General features: G+C 75.7%; 20 protein-coding genes. 8 read left to right on the top strand and 12 right to left on the bottom strand.

Going from position 1 to position 23,102, the window contains the following annotated elements; translation table 11 throughout:
- Nucleotides 1-46: 46 nt before the first annotated feature.
- From BLU55_RS02100 to BLU55_RS02080, 5 genes are all read left to right on the top strand, one after another.
- A complete protein-coding gene (locus BLU55_RS02100; protein ID WP_157682684.1) occupies nt 47-1,423 on the top strand; it encodes an amidase in 1,377 nt (458 codons plus the stop codon).
- Between the two features lie 40 nt (nt 1,424-1,463).
- Nucleotides 1,464-2,489, top strand: a complete 1,026-nt coding sequence (locus BLU55_RS02095; protein ID WP_091725469.1) for an LLM class flavin-dependent oxidoreductase — start codon at nt 1,464-1,466, stop codon at nt 2,487-2,489.
- A complete protein-coding gene (locus tag BLU55_RS02090; protein WP_091725466.1) occupies nt 2,486-3,916 on the top strand; it encodes an NAD(P)-binding protein in 1,431 nt (476 codons plus the stop codon). Before BLU55_RS02095 ends, BLU55_RS02090 begins: the two co-directional genes overlap by 4 nt.
- Nucleotides 3,916-4,221 carry a hypothetical protein gene (locus tag BLU55_RS02085; protein ID WP_091725465.1) on the top strand — a complete coding sequence of 102 codons (306 nt, stop codon included), beginning with the start codon at nt 3,916-3,918 and terminating at the stop codon, nt 4,219-4,221. The genes BLU55_RS02090 and BLU55_RS02085 overlap by 1 nt, the downstream gene beginning before the upstream one ends.
- Before the next feature lie 266 nt (nt 4,222-4,487).
- Nucleotides 4,488-4,781: a hypothetical protein gene (locus BLU55_RS02080; protein ID WP_197681072.1), complete on the top strand. Its 294-nt coding sequence runs from the start codon at nt 4,488-4,490 to the stop codon at nt 4,779-4,781.
- 124 nt (nt 4,782-4,905) lie between these two features.
- On the opposite strand, the gene BLU55_RS02075 is transcribed toward BLU55_RS02080, so the two are convergent.
- Nucleotides 4,906-5,634, bottom strand: coding sequence for a TetR/AcrR family transcriptional regulator (locus BLU55_RS02075; RefSeq protein WP_231917004.1), 729 nt, complete (start codon nt 5,632-5,634; stop codon nt 4,906-4,908).
- 98 nt (nt 5,635-5,732) lie between these two features.
- Between BLU55_RS02075 and BLU55_RS02070 the strand changes: the two genes are divergently transcribed.
- Nucleotides 5,733-7,199: an MFS transporter gene (locus BLU55_RS02070; RefSeq protein WP_091725461.1), complete on the top strand. Its 1,467-nt coding sequence runs from the start codon at nt 5,733-5,735 to the stop codon at nt 7,197-7,199.
- 18 nt (nt 7,200-7,217) lie between these two features.
- On the opposite strand, the gene BLU55_RS02065 is transcribed toward BLU55_RS02070, so the two are convergent.
- From BLU55_RS02065 to BLU55_RS02045, 5 genes are all read right to left on the bottom strand, one after another.
- Entirely contained in the window at nt 7,218-7,643 is a 426-nt protein-coding gene (locus BLU55_RS02065) for a DUF1810 domain-containing protein (RefSeq protein ID WP_091725459.1), read from the bottom strand.
- 52 nt (nt 7,644-7,695) lie between these two features.
- Nucleotides 7,696-9,576, bottom strand: a complete 1,881-nt coding sequence (gene lepA, locus BLU55_RS02060; protein ID WP_231917003.1) for a translation elongation factor 4 — start codon at nt 9,574-9,576, stop codon at nt 7,696-7,698.
- Nucleotides 9,577-9,646: 70 nt separating this feature from the next.
- Complete coding sequence (locus BLU55_RS02055) at nt 9,647-11,689, bottom strand: S9 family peptidase (protein ID WP_091725458.1); 2,043 nt, start codon at nt 11,687-11,689, stop codon at nt 9,647-9,649.
- A 26-nt stretch (nt 11,690-11,715) separates the two neighbouring features.
- Nucleotides 11,716-12,243, bottom strand: coding sequence for a GNAT family N-acetyltransferase (locus BLU55_RS02050; protein ID WP_172833848.1), 528 nt, complete (start codon nt 12,241-12,243; stop codon nt 11,716-11,718).
- A 60-nt stretch (nt 12,244-12,303) separates the two neighbouring features.
- Nucleotides 12,304-14,028 carry a thiamine pyrophosphate-dependent enzyme gene (locus BLU55_RS02045; RefSeq protein WP_091725456.1) on the bottom strand — a complete coding sequence of 575 codons (1,725 nt, stop codon included), beginning with the start codon at nt 14,026-14,028 and terminating at the stop codon, nt 12,304-12,306.
- Nucleotides 14,029-14,260: 232 nt separating this feature from the next.
- Between BLU55_RS02045 and rpsT the strand changes: the two genes are divergently transcribed.
- Nucleotides 14,261-14,521 carry a 30S ribosomal protein S20 gene (rpsT, locus tag BLU55_RS02040; RefSeq protein WP_091725454.1) on the top strand — a complete coding sequence of 87 codons (261 nt, stop codon included), beginning with the start codon at nt 14,261-14,263 and terminating at the stop codon, nt 14,519-14,521.
- Between the two features lie 90 nt (nt 14,522-14,611).
- Here rpsT and holA read toward each other — a convergent pair whose 3' ends face one another.
- From holA to BLU55_RS02010, 6 genes are all read right to left on the bottom strand, one after another.
- Nucleotides 14,612-15,622 (bottom strand): DNA polymerase III subunit delta, encoded by a 1,011-nt coding sequence (gene holA / locus BLU55_RS02035; protein WP_091725453.1) that lies wholly within the window; start codon nt 15,620-15,622, stop codon nt 14,612-14,614.
- 80 nt (nt 15,623-15,702) lie between these two features.
- Nucleotides 15,703-16,596 carry a PhzF family phenazine biosynthesis protein gene (locus BLU55_RS02030; protein ID WP_091725451.1) on the bottom strand — a complete coding sequence of 298 codons (894 nt, stop codon included), beginning with the start codon at nt 16,594-16,596 and terminating at the stop codon, nt 15,703-15,705.
- Entirely contained in the window at nt 16,593-18,941 is a 2,349-nt protein-coding gene (locus tag BLU55_RS02025; protein ID WP_231917002.1) for a ComEC/Rec2 family competence protein, read from the bottom strand. The genes BLU55_RS02030 and BLU55_RS02025 overlap by 4 nt, the downstream gene beginning before the upstream one ends.
- On the bottom strand, nt 18,938-19,915 hold the full coding sequence (locus BLU55_RS19310) for a ComEA family DNA-binding protein (RefSeq protein WP_157682683.1): 978 nt from the start codon (nt 19,913-19,915) through the stop codon (nt 18,938-18,940). Before BLU55_RS19310 ends, BLU55_RS02025 begins: the two co-directional genes overlap by 4 nt.
- Nucleotides 19,916-20,003: 88 nt before the next feature.
- Nucleotides 20,004-20,861, bottom strand: coding sequence for a DegV family protein (locus tag BLU55_RS02015; protein ID WP_091725450.1), 858 nt, complete (start codon nt 20,859-20,861; stop codon nt 20,004-20,006).
- Nucleotides 20,862-20,871: 10 nt separating this feature from the next.
- A complete protein-coding gene (locus tag BLU55_RS02010) occupies nt 20,872-22,338 on the bottom strand; it encodes an MFS transporter (RefSeq protein WP_197681071.1) in 1,467 nt (488 codons plus the stop codon).
- A 63-nt stretch (nt 22,339-22,401) separates the two neighbouring features.
- On the opposite strand from BLU55_RS02010, the gene BLU55_RS02005 reads away from it, so the two are divergent.
- Nucleotides 22,402-23,049 carry an SDR family oxidoreductase gene (locus tag BLU55_RS02005; RefSeq protein ID WP_091725448.1) on the top strand — a complete coding sequence of 216 codons (648 nt, stop codon included), beginning with the start codon at nt 22,402-22,404 and terminating at the stop codon, nt 23,047-23,049.
- The last annotated feature ends 53 nt before the right edge of the window (nt 23,050-23,102 follow it).

Below are 23,102 nucleotides of genomic sequence, written 5' to 3'. Positions count from 1 at the left end.
CGCAGTCGTCATCGCGCCGACACACTCCTTTGGCAGGGTCGGCCGCATGTCGTCCCCCACGTCGTACGCCGTCACGACGGGTGCCCCCACGACCGGGCTCACCGACCTGCCCGCCCGCGAGATCGCGGCCCTGGTCCGCCTCGGGCGGGTCAGCGCCCGCGAGGTCGTGGCCGCCCACCTGGCCCGCATCGCCGAGGTCGACCCGCGGCTGCACGCCGTGGTCCACCTCGAGCCGCACCGCGCGCTGGCCCAGGCGATCCGCCTCGACGCCCGCGTCCGCCGGGGCCTCCCCGGTGGGGCCCTGGCCGGGGTGCCGGTGCTGGTCAAGGACAACATCGACGTCGCCGGCCAGACCACCCGCGCGGGCTCGGAGGGCCACGACGGCGGCCTGGCCAGGCTCGACGCCCCGGTCGTGTCGCGGCTGCGGGCCGCCGGCGCGATCGTGCTCGGGCGCACCAACATGGACGAGCTGGCCATGGGCGCCTCGACCCAGACCTCGGCGCACGGCCCGACCCGCAACCCCGTGGACGCGCGCCGCAGCCCCGGCGGCAGCTCCGGCGGCTCGGCGGCTGCCGTCGCGGCCGGGATGGTGCCGCTGGCGCTGGGCACCGACACCGGGGGCTCGGTGCGCGAGCCCGCCTCCCAGTGCGGCGTGGTGGGTCTGGCGCCCAGCCCCGGCCTGACGCCGATGACCGGCGTGGTGCCCTTCGCCCCCGACCTCGACCGGGTCGGCACCCTGACCCGCGACACCGGCGACGCGGCGCTGGCCCTGGCCGTGCTCTCGGGCCGCGAGCCCGCCCCCCACCGCCTCGACGCGGGCGGCGTGCGCCGGCTGCGCGTCGGCGTGGTCACCGAGCTGCTCGACCGCAACCAGCCCGAGGTCCGGGCGGCCCTCGAGGACTGGGTGGCGCGGCTGCAGGGCCTCGGCGTGGCCGTCACCCCGGTCAGCGTGCCGGACGCCCCCGCCGCCCTCGAGTGCTACACCCACCTCTCGTCCGTGGCCGCCCTCGGCTCGCTCGCGCCCTGGGTCCGCTCGGGCCGGGCCGGCGAGGAGGTGCTGCGGCGCTGGGAGCTGGGCCGGCAGCTGCTGGCCGAGCAGACCCGGCTCGACGCCGCCCGCGAGGTCCGCTGGCGGCTGCGCCGGCAGGCGGCCCAGGCGCTGCGCCAGGTCGACGTGCTGGTCTCCCCGACGATGCCCACGGTCGCGCCCCTGCTCGCCGGCGAGGAGTCCGCGCGCGAGCTCGCCGACCCGATGGGCGCGCCGTACACCGACTGCTGGACCGTCGTGGCCAACCTGGCCGGCCTGGCCGCCGTCTCGGTGCCCGCCGCCGTCGGCGAGGCCGGGCTCCCGGTCGGGGTGATGCTCATGGGCGCGCCCGGCAGCGACGAGCAGCTGCTGGCCCTGCCCCGGCTGCGCCCCTAGCGGGCGCCGGGCCCGACACCACTGGTGGTTGACTCGACCCATGCACCTCGGCGTCGACAGCTTCGTGTCCTCCGTCACCGACCCGTCGACCGGCCACCAGGTCGGTCCGGCGGAGCGCATCGAGCACCTGCTGGAGGAGATCTCGCTCGCCGACCGGGTCGGCCTCTACTCCTTCGGCATCGGCGAGCACCACCGCAGCGAGTACTACGACTCCGCCCCGCAGATCATCCTGGCGGCCGCCGCAGCCCGCACCGAGCGGATCCGGCTCGGCAGCGCGGTCAAGGTGCTCAGCGCCGACGACCCGGTGCGGGTGTTCCAGCAGTTCGCCACCCTCGACCTCATCGCCAAGGGCCGCATCGACCTCGTGGTCGGCCGCGGCTCCTTCACCGAGGCGTTCCCGCTCTTCGGCCTCGACCTGGCCGACTACGACTCGCTGTTCAGCGAGAAGCTCGAGCTGCTGCTCCAGATCCGCGACCAGGTCGAGGTGACCTGGTCCGGACGCCACCGACCGCCGCTGCAGCGCCAGAGCGTCTACCCCCGCCCCGTGCAGGACCCGCTCCCGATCTGGGTCGGCGTGGGCGGCACCCCCGAGTCCTTCGCGCGCGCCGGACTGCTCGGGCTGCCGCTGATGATCGCGATCATCGGCGGCCAGCCGCGCCAGTTCGCCCCGCTGGTCGACCTCTACCGCCGGGCCGGCGCCCAGGCCGGCCACCCTCCCGAGCAGCTGCAGGTGGGCCTGCACGTCTTCGGCTTCGTGGCCGAGAGCACCCGCGCCGCCGGCGACACGATCTACCCCGGCTGGGAGGAGATGTTCGCCAAGATCTCCCGCGAGCGCGGCTTCGCGCCGCCGTCGCGGCCCCAGTTCGACGCGACCGCCGGGCCCGACGGCGCCTTCTTCATGGGCGACCCGCAGACGGTGGCCGAGAAGATCCGGCGCGTGTCCGACCAGCTCGGCGGCGTCGACCGGATCTCGCTGCAGATGACCAACCCGCGCCTGGCGCACGCCGACCTGCTCCGCGGCATCGAGCTGCTCGGGACCGAGGTCGCCCCGCTGGTGGCCCGATGACCACGCCCACCCGCACGCTCGACGTCGACTACCTCGTGGTCGGCGCCGGCGCGACCGGCATGGCCTTCACCGACGCGCTCGTCGACCACTCCGGGGCCACCGTGGCGCTGGTGGACCGGCGACCGGGCGTGGGCGGCCACTGGCGCGAGGCCTACCCCTTCGTCCAGCTCCACCAGGCCTCGACGTTCTACGGCGTCGCCTCCACGGTGCTCGGCGGCGGCCGGGTCCAGGCCGACGGCCCCGAGGCGGGCCTGCTCGAGCGGGCAGGCCAGCCGACGATCCAGGCCTACTACGAGTCGGTCCTGGTGGAGCGGCTGCTCGGCTCCGGACGGGTCGAGCTGCTGGCGGGGTGCGACTACGTCGGCGACGGCGTCGTGGTCGAGCAGGACGGCGGCGCGGCGTACGTCGTGGGCGAGCGGACGCGGCTCGTGGACGCGCGCTACCTCGCCCCGCGGATCCCCGCCGAGACCCCGCCGCGCTTCGCCGTCGGCGAGGGCGTGCGGGTCGTCGCCGTCAACGACCTGCCGGCCGAGCACGAGCGCAGCGGCGTGCCCGGGCAGCACGTCGTGGTGGGCTCCGGCAAGACCGCCACCGACGCCTGCGTGTGGCTGCTGCGCCACGGCGTCGACCCCGACACGATCTGCTGGGTGCGACCGCGCGACCCGTGGATGCTCAACCGGGCGCTGATCCAGCCCAAGCCGGAGGTCTACCTCGGCATGGTGGCCGAGATGATGCGGCTGGCCTCCGACGCCCCGTCGCTCGACGCGCTGTTCCTGCGGCTCGAGGACGCCGGCATCATGCTGCGCGTCGACCCCTCGGTGACGCCGTCGATGGCCAAGGCGCCCACCCTCGGCACCTGGGAGCTCGACCTGCTGCGGAGCATCGACGACGTGGTGCGGCTCGGGCACGTGCAGTCGGTCTCCCGCGGCCGGCTCCACCTCGACGGGGGCTCGGTCGCCATCGCCGACGACGCCCTGGTCGTCAACTGCGCGGCCGACGGCCTGCGGACCCGTCCCTCGCTGCCGATCTGGGGCCCCGAGGCGATCACGCCCCAGCCGGTGCGGGCCGGGTTCCCCTGCTTCGGCGCCGCGATCACCGGCTACGTCGAGGCCACCCGCCCCGCAGGGCCCGACGGCGACGCCGAGAAGAACCGGCTGTGCCCGCCCTCGGCGTACGGCAACTCGCTGGTCGACTGGGCCCGGATGAACGTCGTCGGGATGCGCAACTCCGCCTCCTTCGGCTCCGAGCCGGACATCAAGGACTGGTCCGACCGGGTGGCGCTCAACCCCGCCCGGGTCTCCCCCGACCACCCCGGCTCCCCCGCCCTCGACGACGCCCGCGCCCGCCTGGCCGAGCACGCCGGCCCCGGCGTCGCCCGCCTCGCGGCGCTCGCGGGCCTGACCTCGCCGGCCCCGGACGGCGCCTGATGGTCGCCAGCCGCTCCGCCCGGGAGCGCAAGGCCGCCGTCGAGGCCGGCCCGCTGGCCCGCGTGACGATCGACGTCGACCGGACCAAGGCGTTCGTCTACAAGATCAGCTGCACGACGTGCACGGCCAAGGCGGACAAGCCGTGGTCGGCGTACCGCCCGGGCGGCGACAACGGCTACCTCGCCGCCATGGACCGCTGGACCTTCCACCTGGTCGAGAAGCACCCGGACGCCGACGCCCCCTGCCTGACCTACCTCCCCGACGCCCAGCACCGGCTCCAGGTGCGCCGGGACTCCGGGGGCTGAGACGGCGCAGGGGTCGTCGGGGGCGGGGATCGTCGGGGGCGTCATGCGAGGGGGCCGTCCTGGCGACCGCGACGCATGACGTCGCCCGGGACGTCGTACGAGGGGGTTGCCGGAGCGACCAGCACGCATGACCTCCCGCCCCGGGGCGACCAGAACGCATGACGTCCCCGCCCCGAGGCGGGCACCCCGCCCGACCACCTCGCACGATGCCCGCCCCCGCAGCGACCACGGCGTCCCCGGGTGGACCCGCTGGCTAGCCTCGTCGCATGGCCACCACCACCTCGACGCGACCCGTCGCCGCCCCGCCGCTGGGCGACGACCCGGTCACCCGGCTGTTCGCGAGCCGGAGCGTGGCCGAGCACGTGGTGCGCGGGGTGGTCGGCCTGGTGCTGGTGGTCCTCGCCCTGGCGTACGCCGGGACGACCGCGTGGGCGCTGCTGCTGGTCGTGCCGGCGGTCGTCGCGTGGCGCGGGTGCCCGACGTGCTGGGCCCTGGGCCTGGCGGCCACCCTCAGCCGCGGCCGTGCCGGGTGCGACGACGGGGCCTGCCGGGGCCGCTGAGCCCCCGGGACGGTGCCCCTCGGAGGGGAGCCGCGGCCGGGGTGCGGCGCCGCGAGGCCGACGGGTGGAGCACCTCCGTCGCGGGGTGCGGGCGATCCTCCACGCAGGGGCGTCGGCCGCCCGCCTAGGCGTCGGCTGCCAGCCGGAGGCCGGCGAGGAGCAGGTCGAGGCCGGCGAGGAACTGGTCGGCGTCGTCGTGGACCGCGAACTCGTCGACCACGTAGTGCAGGAAGGGGTACGCCGCGGGGTCGAGCGCGCGCCACTGGTCGGCGTAGCGGCCGACGAACTCGTCGCGGCCGACCTCGCCGGAGAGGACCTCCTGCGGGGGCTGGCGCCCGAGGTCGGCGCCGACCCCGACGACGTACCCCATGACCGCCGACACGGCGTCGAAGCTGCGGCGCGGCGAGAGGCCGAGGCGCATCACCTGCTGGCCGAGGTGGTCGTAGAGGCGCAGGCCGTGGGGCTGCACGTCCGTGTCGCGCAGGAAGTACGCCGCCAACCACGGCCGCGCGACGATCGCGTCGAAGAGCGTCACGCCGATGGTCCGGACGTCGTCGAGCGGGTCCGGGCTGCCGGACGCGGGCGCGACCTCGTCCAGCACCCCGGCCAGCACGTGGTCGCAGGCCCGGTCGAGCAGCTCGTCCTTGCTGGCGACGTACCAGTAGATGCTCGCGACACCGCCACCGAGGCGGGTCGCCAGCGCGCGGAAGGTGAGGGCGGGCTCGCCGGCCTCGTCGAGCAGCGCGACGGCCTCGGAGACCACGGCCTCCAGCGAGTGCGACGCCCGGCGTCGGCCACCGGGGGCGGCGGGCGCGGACGGGGCCGCGGGGCTGTCGGGAGGTCGGGTCGCCATGCGGTCCATCCCACCACACGTTGCATCCTGTCGAACGCTGTTCTAGAGTCCCGAACATCGTTCGATAACCGAACGTCGTTCGAGTCGAGGAGGTCGCCATGAGCGCCACCACCCGCACCACCCCCGAGACCGCCGCGGCCTCCACCTACCCGTCCCTGCGCGCGGCCTGGATCCCCCTGGCCGCCCTGTGCCTGGCCTTCTTCGTCGAGATGGTCGACAACACCCTGCTGACGATCGCGCTGCCCACGATCGGCCGCGACCTCGGCGGCACCACCACCGCGCTGCAGTGGGTGACCGGCGCCTACTCCCTCACCTTCGGCGGCCTGCTGCTGACGGCCGGCTCGGCGGCCGACCGCCTCGGCCGGCGCCGGGTGCTGCTGGTGGGCCTGGCCGTCTTCGGCCTGGTCAGCCTGGCCGTCGTCGCGGTCGACTCCGCCGGGTCCCTGATCGCGCTGCGGGCGGCGCTCGGCGTCGCGGCAGCCGCCATGGCCCCGATCACCAACTCGCTGGTCTTCCGCCTCTTCGAGGAGCAGGCGCTGCGGATGCGGGCGATGACGCTCATGATCGTGGTCGGCATGAGCGGCTTCGTGCTCGGGCCGCTGCTCGGCGGCACCGCCCTGGCGCACGTGCGCTGGGAGTGGCTGCTCGCCGTCAACGCACCCATCGCGCTGATCGCCTGGGTCGGCGTGCGGCTCGGGGTGCCGGCCGACCGCACCGAGGACCTCACCAGCGACCGGCTCGACGTGCCCGGGGCGGTGCTGAGCATCGCGACCATCGGGCTGGCGTGCTTCACCCTGACCAGCGGCGTCGAGCACGGCTGGCTCTCGGTGGCGACCGTCGGCTCCGGGCTCGGTGCGGCGCTCGCGCTGGCGGCGTTCCTGCGCCACGAGGGGCGCACGCCGGAGCCGATGCTCGACCTCACGCTCTTCCGCAGCGGCACCGTGCGGGGCGCCGCGATGGCCCAGGTCGGCACCTCGATCGCCATGGCGGGGGTGATGTTCGCCCTGATCCTGCACTTCCAGTACGCCTGGGGCTGGTCCCCCGTCCGGGCCGGGCTGGCCAACCTGCCGCTCATCGTCACGATGGTCCTCGCGACGCCGCTCTCGGAGTCGCTGGCCCGCCGCCTCGGCCACCGCGGTGCCTGCCTGGTGGGCGCCGGCCTGCTGACCGCCTCGCTGGCCGGGCTCGCCTGGGGCGTGGACCACGGCTACCCGGTGATCGCCGCGTGCATGGTGGTGCTCACGGTCGGCCTGCGGACCGTGATGACCATCTGCGCGGTCGCGCTGGTCGACGCGATGCCGGCCAACCGCACCTCCATCGGCGCCGCGCTCAACGACACCGCCCAGGAGGTCGGCACGAGCGTCGGCACCGCCGTGGTCGGGACCCTGGTGGCCGCCCTCGTCACGGTCTCGCTGCCGGCCGGAGCGTGGAGCAGCGACCTGGTCGCGTCGTTCTTCCACGGCGAGCGGGTGACCTTCGCCGCGCTGGCCGTCCTGGTGGGCGTCGTCGCCGGGTGGGGCGCCTCCACGCTCAGCGACTCGCGCGTCGTGGAGGACCCGCACTGACGTCCCGGGGGCGGCGGCTCAGGCCAGGAGCTCGTCGGTGGCGGCGTCCGGCCGGCCGCCGAAGTACTGGTCGAGGACGGCCGGGAACAGCGGGTCCTCGGGGTCGGCGCGGTGGAACAGCGTCATCGAGGACCGCAGCTTGACCGCGTCGACGTCCCCGAGCACCTCCTCGGCCGACGCGTCCGCGATCGCGAGCACGGCCTGGCAGCACTCCCGCAGCCGAGGACCCAGCACCGGGTGGTCGAGGTAGGCGCGGGCCTCGTCGAGCCCGCGGACGGCGTACGCCCGGGCCGTGGAGCTGCGCCCCAGGCCCTCGACCTGCGGGAACACGAACCACATCCAGTGGCTCTGCTTGCGACCGGACCGCAGCTCGGCCAGGGCCCGGTCGTAGGTGCCGTGCTCGTCCTGGGCGGTCACGAAGCGCTCGAGGTCGGGTGAGGTCATGCCGGTCCGTACCCCGTGCGCCCGCACGCATCCCCGCGGCGGAGCGGGTGGCCTAGCGCTTCTTGTCGGGCGGGCCCGAGGTGGAGAGCGCGGCGATGAACGCCTCCTGGGGGACCTCGACGCGGCCGACCATCTTCATCCGCTTCTTGCCCTCCTTCTGCTTCTCCAGCAGCTTGCGCTTGCGGGTGATGTCACCGCCGTAGCACTTGGCCAGCACGTCCTTGCGGATCGCGCGGATCGTCTCCCGGGCGATGACGCGCGCGCCGATGGCGGCCTGGATCGGCACCTCGTACTGCTGGCGCGGGATCAGCTCGCGCAGCTTGCCGGCCAGCATCACGCCGTAGCCGTACGCCGCGTCGCGGTGCACGATCGCGCTGAACGCGTCGACCGTCTCGCCCTGGAGCAGGATGTCGACCTTGACCAGGTCGGCGGCCTGCTCGCCGGTGGGCTCGTAGTCCAGGGAGGCGTAGCCCTTGGTGCGCGACTTCAGCTGGTCGAAGAAGTCGAAGACGATCTCGCCCATCGGCAGCGTGTAGCGCATCTCGACGCGGTCCTCGGAGAGGTAGTCCATGCCGTCGAGCTGCCCGCGCTTGGACTGGCACAGCTCCATGATCACGCCGATGTAGTCGCTCGGCGAGAGGATCGTGGCCCGCACGACCGGCTCGCGGACCTCGGCGATCTTGCCGTCGTTGGGGTACTCGCTCGGGTTGGTGACCACCCGCTCGCTGCCGTCCTCCATGAGCAGGCCGTAGACCACGTTGGGGGCCGTCGAGATCAGGTCGAGGTTGAACTCCCGCTCGAGGCGCTCGCGCACGATCTCCATGTGGAGCAGGCCGAGGAAGCCGCAGCGGAAGCCGAACCCGAGCGCGCCCGAGGTCTCCGGCTCGTAGGCCAGCGCCGCGTCGTTGAGCTGGAGCCGCTCCAGGGCGTCGCGCAGCGTCGGGTAGTCGTCGCCGTCGATCGGGTAGAGCCCCGAGTAGACCATCGGGTTGGGGTGCTTGTAGCCGCCCAGCGCCTCCGTGGCGCCGTGGTGCTGGCTGGTGACGGTGTCACCGACCCGCGACTGGCGCACGTCCTTCACGCCCGTGATGAGGTAGCCGACCTCCCCCACCCCGAGGTCGCCGGCCTTGACCGGCTCGGGGCTGATGACGCCGACCTCGAGCATCTCGTGCACGACGCCGTTGGACATCATCTTGATGCGGTCGCGGTGGGTGAGCTTGCCGTCGACGACGCGGACGTAGGTGACCACGCCGCGGTAGGTGTCGTAGACCGAGTCGAAGATCAGCGCGCGCGGCGGGGCGTCGGGGTCGCCGACGGGGGCCGGCGTCTGGGCCACGATCTCGTTGAGCAGGTGCTCGACGCCCATGCCGGTCTTGGCGCTCACCTGGAGGACGTCGCCGGGGTCGCAGCCGATGATGCCCGCGAGCTCCGCGGCGTACTTCTCGGGCTGGGCGTTGGGCAGGTCGATCTTGTTGAGCACCGGGATGATGTGCAGGTCCGCGCCGATGGCGAGGTAGAGGTTGGCCAGCGTCTGGGCCTCGATCCCCTGTGCCGCGTCGACGAGCAGCACGGCGGTCTCGCACGCCTCGAGCGAGCGGGAGACCTCGTAGGTGAAGTCGACGTGGCCCGGGGTGTCGATCATGTTGAGGACGTACGTCGCCGGCGGGACCTCGTGGAGCTCGGCCGCCTCGTCGGTGACCGTCCACGGCATCCGCACGGCCTGGCTCTTGATGGTGATGCCGCGCTCGCGCTCGATGTCCATCCGGTCGAGGTACTGCGCCCGGGCGGCCCGCTCGTCGACCACGCCGGTCAGCTGCAGCATCCGGTCGGCCAGCGTCGACTTGCCGTGGTCGATGTGCGCGATGATGCAGAAGTTGCGGATGATCGCGGGGTCGGTCTTCCCCGGGGCGGGCGCGTTGGCGTTCAGGGACACGGACTGCTCTCGGGACGACGGGCACGGCGGGTGGGACGAGCCGCCATCCTCCCACGCACGGGGGCGTCCCTCACACCGGCAGGTGCGAGCCCCACCACCGCAGGACCTCCTCGAAGCGCTGCCGGCGGTGTCGCGGGGTGCCGCTGCGGCTGAGCTCGTGGCCCTCGCCGGGGAACAGCAGCAGCTCGGTCGGCACGCCCCGTGCCCGGAGGTGGGCGAACCACCGCTGGCCCTGCTCGACCGGGCACCGCCAGTCGGCCTCGGAGTGGATCACCAGGGTCGGGGTGGTGACGCGGTCGACGTGCGTCATCGGGCTCTGCTCGCGCGCGGCCTCCGCGGAGCCGTGGTACTCCCCCGGGAAGAACCAGCCGATGTCGGAGGAGCCGTGGAACGACACGCCGTCGAGGTAGCCGCGCTCCACCACGGCCGCGGCGAAGCGGTCGGTGCGGGTGGTGAGCAGCGCCGTCATGTAGCCGCCGTAGGACCCGCCCATGACGCCGACCCGGTCCGCGTCCAGCGGCAGGTCGCTCGCCAGCGCGTGGTCGAGGAAGGCCAGCACGTCGTCGGCGTCGACCGACCCGAGCGCCCCGCGGACCGCCCGGGCGTGCTCGGGGCCGTAGCCGGCGGCGCCGCGCGGGTTGCACATCACCACGGCGTAGCCGGCGCCGGCGTACACCTGGGCCTCGTCGAACAGCGCCCAGTCGTACTGCGCGTGCGGGCCGCCGTGGATGTTCAGCAGCACCGGGTGCGGGCCCTCGCCGTGCGTCGCGGGGTCGGGCAGCACCACCCAGCCGTGCACCGGGTGCCCGTCGCCCGAGGTCGCCTCGAGCTCGGCGAGCGGACGCACGCCGGCCTCGCGCAGCGGGGCAGCGACGTCGGTGAGGAAGCGGGGGCCGCCGTCGCGCACCAGCGCCAGGTCGCCCGTCCGACCGGCATCGGCCACGCTCGCCACGACGGTGTCCCCGTCGGCGGTCGCCGCGAAGCCGCCGACGACGAGCTCGCCGTGGAGCAGCAGCGCGGGCCCGCCGGACCCGTCGGGGTCCAGCGCCAGCAGCCGGCCGCGGCCGCGGTGCAGGTCGCGGACCAGCACCCGGCCGCCGGCGACGACCACGTCGGCGGTGCCGCCGTCGAGCTCGAGGTCGGCCTCCTCGGTCAGGGCCCGCAGGCCCACCGACCCCTCGGGGGCCCGGTCGACCGGCGCCGTGGTGACCCAGGCGCGGCCCTTGCGGCCGACGAAGTCGCGGCCCTGCGGACCGGTGTCCTGGCCGGTGACGACGAGCCGGCCGTCGGGCAGCCACTGCGCCCCACCGACCGCGAGGTCGCCGTGGACGACCGCGCGCGGGTCCGCGACCGGACCGTCCGCCCCGGCGTCGACGACGTGCACGCCGGAGCGCAGGTCGTCCTCGCGGCCCTCGTGGCGCGAGGAGAGGAAGGCCAGCGTGGTGCCGTCGGGGCTCCACACGGGCTCGGTGTCGTCGGCGTCGCCGTCGGTCAGCTGGCGCGGGACCAGCGGCAGCTCGGGCAGCCCGGCCGTCGGGTCGGACCCGAGCCGGGCGAGGTCGGGCAGCGCGAGCACGAACACGTGCTGGCGGCGGTCGCGGGTCCAGCCCACGCCGTCGCGGCGGTAGCCCGGCTCGGTGACCAGCCGCGCGGGCTCGGCCTCCGGACCCGGCGTGCGGCCCTCGGCGTCCTCGGTGCCGTAGCGACCGGGCTCGGGCACGCGGGCGCTCCAGGCCAGCCGGGTGCCGTCGGGGCTCCACCGCGGCGCGCCCACCCCCAGCGGGTGGTCGGTCAGCCGCAGCGGCTCGCCGCCGTCGAGCGCGGTCAGGTGGACCTGCGGCTTCTCGCCCGCGCCCGCCCGGACGAAGGCCACCCAGCGGCCGTCGGGGCTGACGGCGGGCGCGGAGTCGCGCTCCCCCGTGGTGAGCCGCCGTGCCGCGGTCGGACCGTCGCCGGTGGCGCCGGACGTGCCGGTCGGGACGACCCACAGGCCGCCGCGGTAGCTGTCGGAGGCGACGTCCGGACGGGTGACCGCGACCACCGCTCGCGTGCCGTCGGGCGTCAGGGCGGGTCGGCCGCACGCGAGCAGGAGGTCGAGGTCGTCGGGGCGCATCCGTCCAACCTAACGAGGGACCCGGCTCACCCGGTCGGCACCCGGAACCGCAGCTTGGCGCCGCGCCGGTCCTCCAGCACGCCCCCGTTGGCCTCGATCACCGCGCGGGAGGCGTGGTTGTCGGTGTCGCAGGTCACCAGCGCCTCGACGATCCCCCGCTCCCGCGCCAGCGGCAGCACCGCGGCCAGCATGGCGGTCGCGTGGCCCCGCCGCCGGGCGCTGCGACGCACGTCGTACCCGACGTGGCCACCGACCTCGCGCAGCCGGGGGGTCAGCTCGTGGCGCAGCTGCACCCGCCCGAGGTAGTCGGTGCCCTCGACCCACCACCAGGTCGTCGCCGTGACCAGCCCCGGGCGTCGCGGCCGGTCGGTCTCGGCGCGCAGCGCCGCGACGTACTCCGCGAAGCCCGCCTCGCTGCGCCAGCCCGGCTCCTCCAGGAGCAGGTCCTGGCCGATGCCCGAGTCGTCGCCGGTGCGGCCCTCGGCGGCGAACTCGCCCATGGCGGCGAGGAAGGACGTGCGGTACGCCGGGTCCGGCAGCGCGAGGTGGGGCATCGCCCCATCCTCCGAGGCGCCCGCCCCGCCCCGCCACCGGGTTTCCGCGGCGGCGGCGCCTCACTCGGCGCTGGTGACCGCCTCCTTGGTCTTCGCGATCGCGAAGCCCCACGCCTGGCTGACGGTCGGCGAGGGCGGCAGCGCGACCTCGTCGGGGTTCGTGACCACGTCGAGCAGCACCGGCCCGTCGTGGGCCAGCGCCTCGCGCACCGCCTCGTCGACGTCGGCGGGCCGCTCGACCCGGACGCCGTGGAAGCCGATCGCGCGAGCCACCTCGGCGAAGTCGGGGTTGCGCAGCACGGTGCCGAACTCCGGCAGCCCGACCTGCTCCATCTCCAGCTTGACCATGCCGAGACGGCTGTTGTCGAAGACCACGAGCTTGACCGGCAGGTCGTAGGTCACCGCGGTGATGAGGTCGCCCAGCAGCATCGACAGGCCGCCGTCGCCGCACAGCGCGACCACCTGGCGGCCGCGGTCGAGCGCGCTGGCGCCCAGCGCCTGGGGCATGGCGTTGGCCATCGAGCCCAGGTTGTAGGACCCCAGCAGCCGGCGGGCGCCGGTCATCCGGACGTAGCGCGAGAGCCACACCGTGGCCATGCCGGTGTCGGTGGTGAACACGGCGTCCTGCGCGGCGTGGCGGTCGATGGCGGCGGCGAGCAGCTCGGGCCGCACCAGCGCGTCGGGGTTGTCGACCTTGCGGCGCAGGAAGCCGCTCGGCCTGTGGTCGTACGCCGGGTCGGTGAAGCGCTGCTGCTTCTCCTGCCAGGACAGGTACTCCTCGCGGACGGACTCCAGGTGGCCCCGGTCCTCGTGCGGCGCGAGCAGCGGCAGCAGCGCGGCCAGGCCGAGCCCGGCGTCACCGACCAGGGCGTGGTCGACGGGCACCCGGCGCCCGATGTGGGAGCCGCGCACGTCGAGCTGCACCACCTGCTTGCCGGCCGGCAGGAAGTCCCGGTAGGGGAAGTCGGTCCCGACCAGGAACAGCACGTCGCACTCGTCGAACGCGGTCGCGGTGGCCGGGTTGCCGAGCAGCCCGGACTGGCCGACCTCGTAGGGGTTGTCGTCCTCGAGGCCCTCCTTGGCCTTGAGGCTGAGCACCATCGGGGCGGCGAGCCGCTCGGCGACGGCCAGCACCTCCTCGCGGGCGTCCCGGGCGCCGATGCCGACCAGCATCGTGACCCGGCCGCCGGCGTCGAGCGCCGCCGCGGCCTGCTGCAGCGCGTCGGTCTCGGGCACGCTGCGCGGGCGCTGCTCGACGAACCGCGGCACGGGCGTGTGGCGGGGCAGGTCGAGCCCGCCGACGTCACCGGGCAGGGTCAGCACGGCGACGCCGGACTGCTGGAGCGCGGCGTTGCCGGCGGCCTCGATGAGCAGCGGCAGCTGGTCGAGGTGGGTGACGGTGCGGTTGAAGACCGCGACGTCGGCGAACAGGGCGTCGTTGTCGACCTCCTGGAAGAACTCGGTGCCCATCTCCTCGCGGGGCACCTGGCCGCAGATGGCCAGGACCGGCGCGTGGGACTTCTTCGCGTCGTACAGGCCGTTGAGCAGGTGCACCGCACCCGGTCCGACGGTGCCCATGCAGACCGCGAGCCTCCCGGTCAGCTGCGCCTGGGCACTGGCCGCGAAGGCCCCGACCTCCTCGTGGCGCACCCCGATCCACTCGATGCGGTCCTCGCGGCGGATGGCGTCGGTCACGGGGTTGAGGGCATCGCCCACCACGCCCCAGACCGACCGCACGCCGTGCTCGGCCAGAGACTCGATCAACAGCTCGGCCACGGTCGTCATGCGACACTCCTCCGGAAGGGTTCCCCGTCCTCGAGGCCGGGCTCCTCCCGTACCCACCCGGCGCCGGTGGCACCACCCGGGACCGGGTCGCCGGGAGACGGCCGACGATTTGGTCGCGCCCGAGCCCCGCTGGTATCTTCTTCGCTTGTGTCTGGCCGCTGTCGCGAGCAGGCCGCACCCCACGATCCAGCACCACCTTCCACACCCCTGACGTAGACGAGGCGAGCCTGCAGTGGCCAACATCAAGTCCCAGATCAAGCGCAACCGGCAGTCCGAGCTGGCCCACGAGCGCAACAAGGCCGTGAAGACCGGCCTGAAGTCCGCCGTCCGCAAGTTCCGCGAGGCCGCGACCGCCGGCAACGCCGACGAGGCCAAGACCCTCGCCGCCGCCGCGGGCCGCAAGCTCGACAAGGCCGCCAGCAAGGGCGTCATCCACAAGAACCAGGCCGCCAACCGCAAGTCGGCGATGGCCAAGAAGGCCGCCTCCCTCTGAGGCTCCCCCTCTTCGACGCAGGCGTCGCACTCCTCCGGGGTGCGGCGCCTTCGTGCGTCCCGGGGTGCTGACCGGCCCTGCTCGACGCGTCTAGCGCGACGGGCGGGCCCGCACCACGTCGAGCACCATCTTCTCCAGGGCGTACGCCGCGTCGCTGGCCTGGCCCTTGATGTCGGCGTCGGCGCGCGCCACGCACCGGATCGCGCGTCCGAGGCCGTCGGCGTCCCACCCGTGGGCCTGGCGACGCAGCACGTCGACCTTCCACGGCGGCACCCCGACCTCCCGGGCCAGGTCGTTGCCGCGCAGCCCGCGCGGGGCGCCCATCAGCTTGGCCAGGCCCCGGAGGCCGGCGGCGACCGCGCTGGTCACCAACACCGGGGCGGTCCCCCGCTCCAGCGCCCACCGCAGCTCCTCGAGGGCCTTGGCCGCGTGGCCGTGGAGCGCGTGGTCGGCGACGGCGAACGACTTGGCCTCGGCCCGGCCGCCGAAGTACTGCTTGACCATCTCGGTGGTCAGCCTCCTGCCCTCGAAGTCGTTCGCGAGCTGGTGGGCGGCCGCGGACAGCGAGCGCAGGTCCTGGCCGACGGCCTGCACGAGGAAGTCGGCGGCGTCGGGCTCGATGCGGGCGCCGTGGCCCCGGAGCTCGTCGACCACGAAGCCGGGGAACTCCCGCGCCGAGAGGGTGGTCGACCTGACCTCGTGGACGGCGTCGAGCTTGCGCAGCTTGGCCAGGACGCCGCTGCCCTTGGGGCCGCCACCGTGGGCGAGCACCAGCGCCACCTCGTCGGCGGGCGCAGCGGCGTACTGCAGCAGGCCGGGGACCGACTCCTCGGGCAGGTCCTCGAGGCGTCGCACCACGACGCAGCGGATGCTGGAGAACAGCGAGGGCGCCGCGAGGTCGCCGAGCTCGGCCATCGTCAGCGTGGAGGCGGCGGTCTCGGAGACCTCGGACTCGGGGTCGGTGCGACGCACCGAGGCCCGCACCTGGGCGATGGCGCGCTCGCCGAGGAACTCCTCGGGACCGGTGACCAGCACGACCGCGCCGAGCACCTCGCGCGGGACCCCGCGGGTCGCCGTGGCCGAGGAGCTCCGGGCTGCCATGGCGTGACTCTCTCACGCGTCCCCGACAGTTCCCCGACGCCCCCGGGCGCCCCCGGACGCCGTGGCGGCCCCGAGCCGCCTCAGAGCTCGACGCAGCCCGCGACCACCGTGCGGGCGAGACCGCCCACCCAGCGCGCCCCCTGCGCGTCGGTGCTGACGCGGACGCGTCCGTCGTGGCCGGTCGTGGTGCCCTGCCGCACGACGTACGCCGCCGGCAGCACGCCCTCGCCGCCCAGCCAGCGCGCGAACCCGGCGTTGAGGCTGCCGGTGACGGGGTCCTCGGTGACCGACAGGCCCGGGCAGAACGCGCGCACCTCCCAGCCGGCGCCGATCCGCTCGGCCTGCGACGGGTCGTGCTCACCGATGACCCCGAGCGCGAGGTCGCCCAGCGCGACGACGTCGGGCTGCAGCGCCAGCACCGTCGCGGCGTCGACGAGCTGCAGGCCCAGCCACCCCGGTCCGTTGTCGATCCACTCGGCCCGGAGCACCTGGTCGGGACCGACCCGCAGCGCCGCGACGGCCCGCGCCAGGGTGGCGTCGTCGACCGGTCCGGAGCGCAGCAGGTCGGGGGCGCGGAAGGCCAGGGACCGACCCGCGCCGGGCACCGCCGCGGGGGCCGGCTCCTCGACCCGCACCTCCACGAGCCCGAGGCCGCACTCCTGCACCACCACCCCCGGCCGGGCCGGCACTCCCCCGGCCTCGAGCCAGGCGTGCGCCGAGCCCAGGGTGGGGTGGCCCGCGAAGGGCAGCTCCTCGGACGGCGTGAGGATGCGCAACCGGTAGTCGGCTCCCTGCGCCCGCCCGGCGTCGGTCGCGGGGAGCAGGAAGGTCGTCTCCGACAGGTTGGTCCAGCGGGCCAGGTCGGCGAGCACCGCGTCGTCGAGGCCGGTGGCGTCGTGCACCACCGCGACGGGGTTGCCGCTGAGCGGGCCGTGGGCGAAGACGTCGACCTGGGAGAAGGCGTGGCTCGTCATGGCCCGAGCCTGCCACGTGTCTCGACGCCGAGACCCGGGTCGGCGACGACCGCCACGTCCCCCTGCTGGTCGGTGCGGACCACCCGCATCCCGGCGTCGCGCAGCAGCGCCAGCAGCGAGGGCGCCGGGTGGCCGTAGTCGTTGTCGGCGCCCACCGAGATCACCGCCAGCCGCGCCCCCGTGGCCCGCACCAGCGCGGGGTCCTGGCTGGCGCTTCCGTGGTGGGCGACCTTGAGCACGTCGGCCCGCACGCCGCCGGTCTCGCGCAGCAGCCGGGTCTGCGAGTCGTCCTCCTCGTCGCCCATGAGCAGCAGCCGGACGCCCCGGCTCTCGACGAGGAGCACCACGCTGGCGTCGTTGGGCGGCGACCCCGACCCCGCCGGAGGGGCACCGGCCGGCGCGACGACCTGCCAGCGGAGCGGTCCGAGCTCCCGGGCCTCGCCGTACGCCGCCCGCCGCACCGGCACGCCGGCCGCCGCGGCCACCTGCGCCACCAGCCGGGCGCCGGACGCGGGCTCGGCCAGCCCGGTCACCTCGACCGCCCCCACCTCGCGCGAGCCCAGCACGCCGGCCAGCCCGTCGACGTGGTCGGCGTGGAAGTGGGTCAGCACCACGAGCGGCACCCGCCTCACGCCCAGCCGGTCGAGGCAGCGGTCGATGGCCCGCGGGTCCGGCCCGGCGTCGACCACCACGGCCGCGCCCGGCCCGGCGTGCAGCACCAGGCCGTCGCCCTGGCCGACGTCGCAGGCCACCATCACCCACCCGCGGGGCGGCCACCCGGGCGTGGGCAGCGGGACCAGCAGCACCACGACCACCAGGGCGACGGCGGCCAGCGTGGCCCAGCGCCGGGCCACGACGACGCCGACCAGCAGGGCCAGGAGGACCACCAGTCCGGTCAGCAGCGCGAGCGCCGGCGCGCTGGTCGGCCAGGCCGCCGCCGCGGTGGGCACGTCGGCGCTGCGCTCGGCCACCGCCACGATCCACGCCGCGCTCCACGCACCCGGCGCCGCGACCGCCTCGCCGACGGCGGGCCACACCAGGCCGACCACCCCGCCGAGCAGGCCCAGCACGGTGGCCGGGCCGACCGCCGGGGCCGCGAGCAGGTTGGCCGCGACGGCGACCAGGCTGACCTGGCCCGAGAGCGCCGCGACCAGGGGCGTGCACGCGAGCTGGGCCGCCAGCGGGACCGCGAGCGCCTCGGCGGCCCACCGGGGCAGCCAGCGCGCCATCCGGTCGCGCCACCCGGGCGCCAGCCACAGGATGCCGGCGGTGGCCAGGGCGGAGAGCGCGAAGCCGAGCGAGAGCGCCATCCACGGGTCCCACACGAGCAGCAGCAGCACCGCTGCTCCCAGCGCCCGGGTGCCGTGGCGGCGGCCGTGCTGCCCGAGACCGAGCAGCCCCACGGCGCCCATCGCCGCGGCGCGGACCACGCTCGGCTCGGCCCGGGCCAGCAGCAGGAACCCCGCGACCCCGAGCAGGCCGACCACCACCAGCCCCCGCGCGCGTACGCCGGCCCAGCGGGCCAGCAGCAGCAGGCACCCGACCACGAGCGTCAGGTTCGTGCCGGAGACCGCCAGCAGGTGCGTCAGCCCGGCCGTGCGGAAGTCCTCGACCAGGCCTTCGGGCATCGCCGCGTCGTCGCCGTCCACCAGCGCCGGCACCAGCGCCCGGGGGGCGGCGGCCCGGTCGGCCACGGCGTGCCGGATCGAGGCGCGCAGCGCCGCCGCCCCGTCGAGCAGCGGTCCCGGGTGGTCGGTCACCTCGGGTGGGCCTCGCGGGGCGAGCACCCCCGCCAGGTCGTCCGTGCGCGGGGTGTCGAGCCGGCCGGTCGCCACCACCCGGCTGCCCAGGGGCACCGCCCGCCACGACCGGTCGCCCAGCACCAGCACCGGGGCCCGCACCTCGCGGCGGACCCCGCGGCCGGTGACCTCCTCGACCCGCGTCCGCACCACGACCAGGTCGCCGAACCGCCCCGGGCGCACCGCGGGGTCCGAGGTGGTGACCAGCTCGACCCGCACCACCGCCTGCTCGCGGGCCAGCTCGGCGACCGGGCCCGACCGCACGCCGTCGGCGCGCAGCAGGGCCGATCCGGCGACGGCGGCACCGGCCAGGGCCCAGGCGAGCAGCGTCAGCACCGCACGGCCACGACGCCGGCGCTGCCACGCCCGGACCAGGACGGCCGCCCCGAGCACGAACAGCCACCAGGGCGGGGCGAGCAGGGCCACCAGGGCGGCTCCCCACGCCACCAGCGCCAGCACCGGCATCCGCAGGTCGAGCCCGCGCGCGCCGGTCGAGCCGGCGGAGGCGCCGGCCGCGGTCGGGGCCGTGAGCGGCGGGACCGTCACAGGGTGACGTGGGGCGCGAGGTCGGCCAGCGTCTTGTCGCCGATGCCGTCGACCTCGAGCAGCTCGTCGACCGAGGAGAAGGCGCCGTGCGCGCTGCGCCACTCCAGGATGGCCGCGGCGGTGACCGGGCCGACACCGGGCAGGGTGTCGAGCTGCTCGGCGGTCGCCGTGTTGAGGCTGACCAGCGCGCCGGTGGGGGCGGGCGCGGCCCCGGCCGCCGCGGCCGCCGCGCCGCCCGGGCCGGACGCGGCGGGGGCCGCCCGGCCGACGAGCAGCTGCTCGCCGTCGACCAGCACGCGGGCGAGGTTGAGCGAGGTCAGGTCCACCCCCGGTCGTGCGCCCCCGGCGCGGCGCAGCGCGTCGACCACCCGGCTGCCCGCGGGGAGCGTGGCCACCCCGGGGCGCCGCACCCTGCCGGCGACGTCGACGGTCACCTCGCCGCTCGCGGCCCCGACGGCGCCGGAGGCCGGCGGGCCGCCCGGGCTCGCGGTCGCGCCGGCGGCTCCGGTGGCGGCACCGGACGCGGCCGCCCCGGAGGCGAGCGGCACCAGCGGCGAGGCAGCGGGGGGCGCGGCGCCGGACCCCGCCGGCAGCGCCTCGGCGCCCCCGCCGCTGCGCAGCACCAGGACGGCAGCACCGCCGAGGGCGACGACCGCGAGCACCACGACGACCAGCAGCGGCCCCGCGGTGAGCGCGACCCGGCCGTGCAGGGTGTCGGGGACCTGGTCGGCGGCCCAGGCGTGCAGCCGCGCCCACGCCGGGTCCCGCCTGGTGCGGGCGTGCCGGCCCACCGGCGCCAGGGGCGCGGGGTCGGCGACCTCCAGCGGTGCGGTGTCCGCAGCCGCGGCGACCGGCTCGGCCTCGGGCTCCGGCTCGTCGAGACGCCGCAGCCCGGCCTGCTCGAGCTCGCGGCCGAGCAGCTCGAGACGTCGTCGGGCGGCCGCGGCCACCTCTTCCTGGGACTGCCTGCTCATCCCCCGACGCTAGGAAGCGCGCGGCGGCGTCGGTACCGACCGGCCGCGATCTGTGGACAACTCCCACGCCGGGGCGGGGTGTGGACCCTCAGCCCAGGGCGGCGACGGCGACGGCGACCATGCCGGGCCCGACGTGAGCGCCAAGCACGGCGCCGATCTCCAGGACCGGGACCTGCCCCGGGTCGAGGCGGTCCCCCAGGCGACCGGTCAGCCCGGCGGCCAGGCGCTCGGCCCGCTCGCGGCTCTCGAGGTGCGCCACGGCCGCCACGGCGCGTCCCGGCCCCGCCGCCTCCACGGCCAGCTCCTCCAGCCGCTGCAGCGCCTTGGTCGCGGTGCGGACCTTCTCGAAGGCGCCGACGCGGCCGTCCTGCAGCCGCAGGATCGGCTTGATCGCGAGGGCCGAGCCCACGAGGGCGGCGGCGGCGCCCACCCGGCCGCCGCGGCGGAGGTGCTCGAGGGTGTCGACGTAGAACAGCGACGTCGTCGCCCCGGCCCGGGCCTGGGCCTGCCGCGCGACCTCGGCGCCGTCGGCACCGCGCTCCACCGCCTCGGCCGCGGCCAGCACGGCGAAGCCGGTGCCCATGCCGACCTGGCGCGTGTCGACCACGTGCACCGGCACGGGCGCGCGTCGCGCGGCCAGCTGCGCCGACTCGCAGGTGCCGCTCAGCTCGGCCGACAGGTGGACCGAGACGATCTCGTCGGCCCCCTCGGCGGCCAGCCGCTCGTAGACGCGGAGCAGCGTCTCGGGGCCGGGCCGCGAGGTGCTGACGGTGCGGTGGGCCCGGAGCTCGGCGGCGAGCTCGGCCGGGGTGATGCCGTCGGGACCGCCCTCGTCGCGCGGCACGGTGCCGACCACGACCTGCAGGGAGACGACCGTGACGCCGAGCCGCTCCGCGGTGCCGGCCGACAGCGACGCCGTCGAGTCGGTGACCAGGGCGACGCGCATGCGGGCCAGGCTAGCGACCGGCCCCCGCCCCGGGTGCGACGCCCACCTCGTCGCTGCGGACCCGGCGGGCCAGGTCGACCAGGCCCAGCAGCAGGGCCAGCACGACGAGGCCGACCGTGGTGCGCAGCGAGACCGACACGGCCTCGGCGTACTCCCCGCCGGAGCCGACCACGGCGAAGAACTGCGCCAGCACGACGGCGACGCCGATGGCCCCGCCCACGCGCTGCGCGGTCTGCAGCAGCCCGCCCCCGGCGCCGGCACGCGCGGGCTCGACCTCGTCGAGGGCGAGCGTGATGTTGGGCGCGATCACGAGGCCGCCGCCGGCGCCGGCGAGCAGCAGCAGCGGGGCGAGCCGCAGGCCGACCTGCCCGTCGAGGTGCGGCACCAGCAGGTCGACGCCGAGCAGCCCGACCACCACCGCGAGCAGGCCGACGAGCACGAGCACGCGGCCGTAGCGCTGCACGATGCGACCGCCGTAGAAGGCCGTCACGGCCGACCCGACCGCGAACGGCAGCTGGCTGAGCCCGGCCTCGAGGGCGGAGTAGCCCAGCCCCTGCTGGAGGTAGAGCGTCAGCACGATGAAGATCGCGGTGAACCCGGCGAAGTAGCAGGTGCCCAGCCCCAGCCCGAAGACGTACGACGGCACCCGGGCCAGCCGCAGGTCCACGAGCGTCTCGTTGCCCCGGGCCGCCCACCGACGCTCCCACAGCACGAACGCGACCAGCAGCAGCGCCGCGACCCCGAGCAACCACCAGGGCCGCTGCGACAGCGGGGCCCCCTGGCCGCCCTCGACGACGGGCAGCAGCACCAGCAGCATCGAGGTCGCGAACAGCACCACGCCCACGGGGTCCAGGGACTGCCGCGGACCGCGCTCGGTGACCGGCAGCCAGGCCCGGGCCAGCACGAGCAGCAGCAGCCCGATCGGCAGGTTGACGTAGAAGACCAGGCGCCAGCCGATCTCGGGACCGCCGAGCTGCACCAGCAGCCCGCCGAGCAGCGGACCGATCGCCGTGGAGACGCCGATGCTGGCGCCGAACAGCCCGAACGCGCGGCCCCGCTCGGGGCCCTTGAAGAGGTTCTGGATGAAGCCCGAGACCTGCGGCGTGATGAGGCCGCCGCCGACGCCCTGGACCACCCGCGCCACCGAGAGCAGCAGCGCGCTGGGTGCGGCCCCGCAGGCGGCGCTGGCCAGGGTGAACAGCGCGACGCCCCACATGAACACCGTGCGGCGCGAGCGCGCGTCCCCCAGCCGCCCGGCCGGCACCAGCGCCATGCCGAAGGCCAGCGAGTAGCCCGCGACCACCCACTGCAGGTCGCTGTCGTCGGCGTCGAGGCCGGTGCGGATCGAGGGCAGCGCGACGTTGACGATGCTGACGTCGAGCAGGCACATCCCGCCGGCGACCAGGCACACCGCCAGTGCCCTCCAGCGGTCGTCGTGACCCTCCGTGCTCGGGCTCGTCGTCTCGCTGGCGGTCACCTCCCCACGCTAGCCGGGCAGCCTCACGGGCGACCTGACCGCCCGGGCGCTAGCGTCGGCCCCATGCGCATCGTCATCGCCGGAGGACACGGACAGATCGCCCGCCAGCTGGGCCGGCTCGTCAGCCAGGACGGGCACGACGTGGTGGGGCTGATCCGCTCCGCCGAGCACGTGCCGGACCTGGAGGCCGACGGCATCGGCTGGCAGCAGCTCGACCTCGAGGACACCTCGGTCGAGCGGGTCACCGAGATCGTGCGCGGCGCCGACGCCGTGGTCTTCGCCGCCGGTGGGGGCGCCGACGGCAACGCCCGGCGCAAGGAGACCGTGGACAAGGGCGCGGCGATCATGCTGGCCGACGCGGCCGTGGCCGCGGGCGTGCGGCGCTACGTGATGATCTCCTCGATGGGCCAGGACCGCATCGAGGAGGACTCCGACGACGTCTTCCAGGTCTACCTGCGCGCCAAGCGCGACGCCGACGACCACGTCCGCGCCCAGGAGGCCCTCGACTGGACCATCGTCCAGCCCGGCAAGCTGACCGACGACGTCCCCACGGGCACCGTCCAGGTCGGCGACGTGGACTACGGCTCGGTCACCCGCGGCGACGTCGCCCACGTGCTCGCCGAGGTGCTCGAGACCGAGAACACCATCGGCAAGACCTTCGCCGTCGTCGCCGGCGACCGCCCCGTCGCCGAGGCCGTCCGCAAGCTCTGAGCCCGCAGCGGGCCCGACCGGCGAGGCCGGGCCCCGCCTCGGTCGGGCTCGTC

This window comes from Nocardioides scoriae (assembly GCF_900104965.1).
In the GTDB taxonomy this organism is placed as follows: domain Bacteria; phylum Actinomycetota; class Actinomycetes; order Propionibacteriales; family Nocardioidaceae; genus Marmoricola; species Marmoricola scoriae.
Note: the sequence above shows the minus strand (reverse complement) of the source record. Positions and strands in the feature narration are given on the sequence as shown.

Excerpts from the sequence above, each read along its gene's own strand:
- BLU55_RS02100 (WP_157682684.1), top strand. The coding sequence starts at position 47 with ATGTCGTCCCCCACGTCGTACGCCGTCACGACGGGTGCCCCCACGACC.
- BLU55_RS02095 (WP_091725469.1), top strand. The coding sequence starts at position 1,464 with ATGCACCTCGGCGTCGACAGCTTCGTGTCCTCCGTCACCGACCCGTCG.
- BLU55_RS02090 (WP_091725466.1), top strand. The coding sequence starts at position 2,486 with ATGACCACGCCCACCCGCACGCTCGACGTCGACTACCTCGTGGTCGGC.
- BLU55_RS02085 (WP_091725465.1), top strand. The coding sequence starts at position 3,916 with ATGGTCGCCAGCCGCTCCGCCCGGGAGCGCAAGGCCGCCGTCGAGGCC.
- BLU55_RS02080 (WP_197681072.1), top strand. The coding sequence starts at position 4,488 with ATGGCCACCACCACCTCGACGCGACCCGTCGCCGCCCCGCCGCTGGGC.
- BLU55_RS02075 (WP_231917004.1), bottom strand. The coding sequence starts at position 5,634 with ATGGCGACCCGACCTCCCGACAGCCCCGCGGCCCCGTCCGCGCCCGCC.
- BLU55_RS02070 (WP_091725461.1), top strand. The coding sequence starts at position 5,733 with ATGAGCGCCACCACCCGCACCACCCCCGAGACCGCCGCGGCCTCCACC.
- BLU55_RS02065 (WP_091725459.1), bottom strand. The coding sequence starts at position 7,643 with ATGACCTCACCCGACCTCGAGCGCTTCGTGACCGCCCAGGACGAGCAC.
- BLU55_RS02055 (WP_091725458.1), bottom strand. The coding sequence starts at position 11,689 with ATGCGCCCCGACGACCTCGACCTCCTGCTCGCGTGCGGCCGACCCGCC.
- BLU55_RS02050 (WP_172833848.1), bottom strand. The coding sequence starts at position 12,243 with ATGCCCCACCTCGCGCTGCCGGACCCGGCGTACCGCACGTCCTTCCTC.
- BLU55_RS02045 (WP_091725456.1), bottom strand. The coding sequence starts at position 14,028 with ATGACGACCGTGGCCGAGCTGTTGATCGAGTCTCTGGCCGAGCACGGC.
- holA (WP_091725453.1), bottom strand. The coding sequence starts at position 15,622 with ATGGCAGCCCGGAGCTCCTCGGCCACGGCGACCCGCGGGGTCCCGCGC.
- BLU55_RS02030 (WP_091725451.1), bottom strand. The coding sequence starts at position 16,596 with ATGACGAGCCACGCCTTCTCCCAGGTCGACGTCTTCGCCCACGGCCCG.
- BLU55_RS19310 (WP_157682683.1), bottom strand. The coding sequence starts at position 19,915 with ATGAGCAGGCAGTCCCAGGAAGAGGTGGCCGCGGCCGCCCGACGACGT.
- BLU55_RS02015 (WP_091725450.1), bottom strand. The coding sequence starts at position 20,861 with ATGCGCGTCGCCCTGGTCACCGACTCGACGGCGTCGCTGTCGGCCGGC.
- BLU55_RS02005 (WP_091725448.1), top strand. The coding sequence starts at position 22,402 with ATGCGCATCGTCATCGCCGGAGGACACGGACAGATCGCCCGCCAGCTG.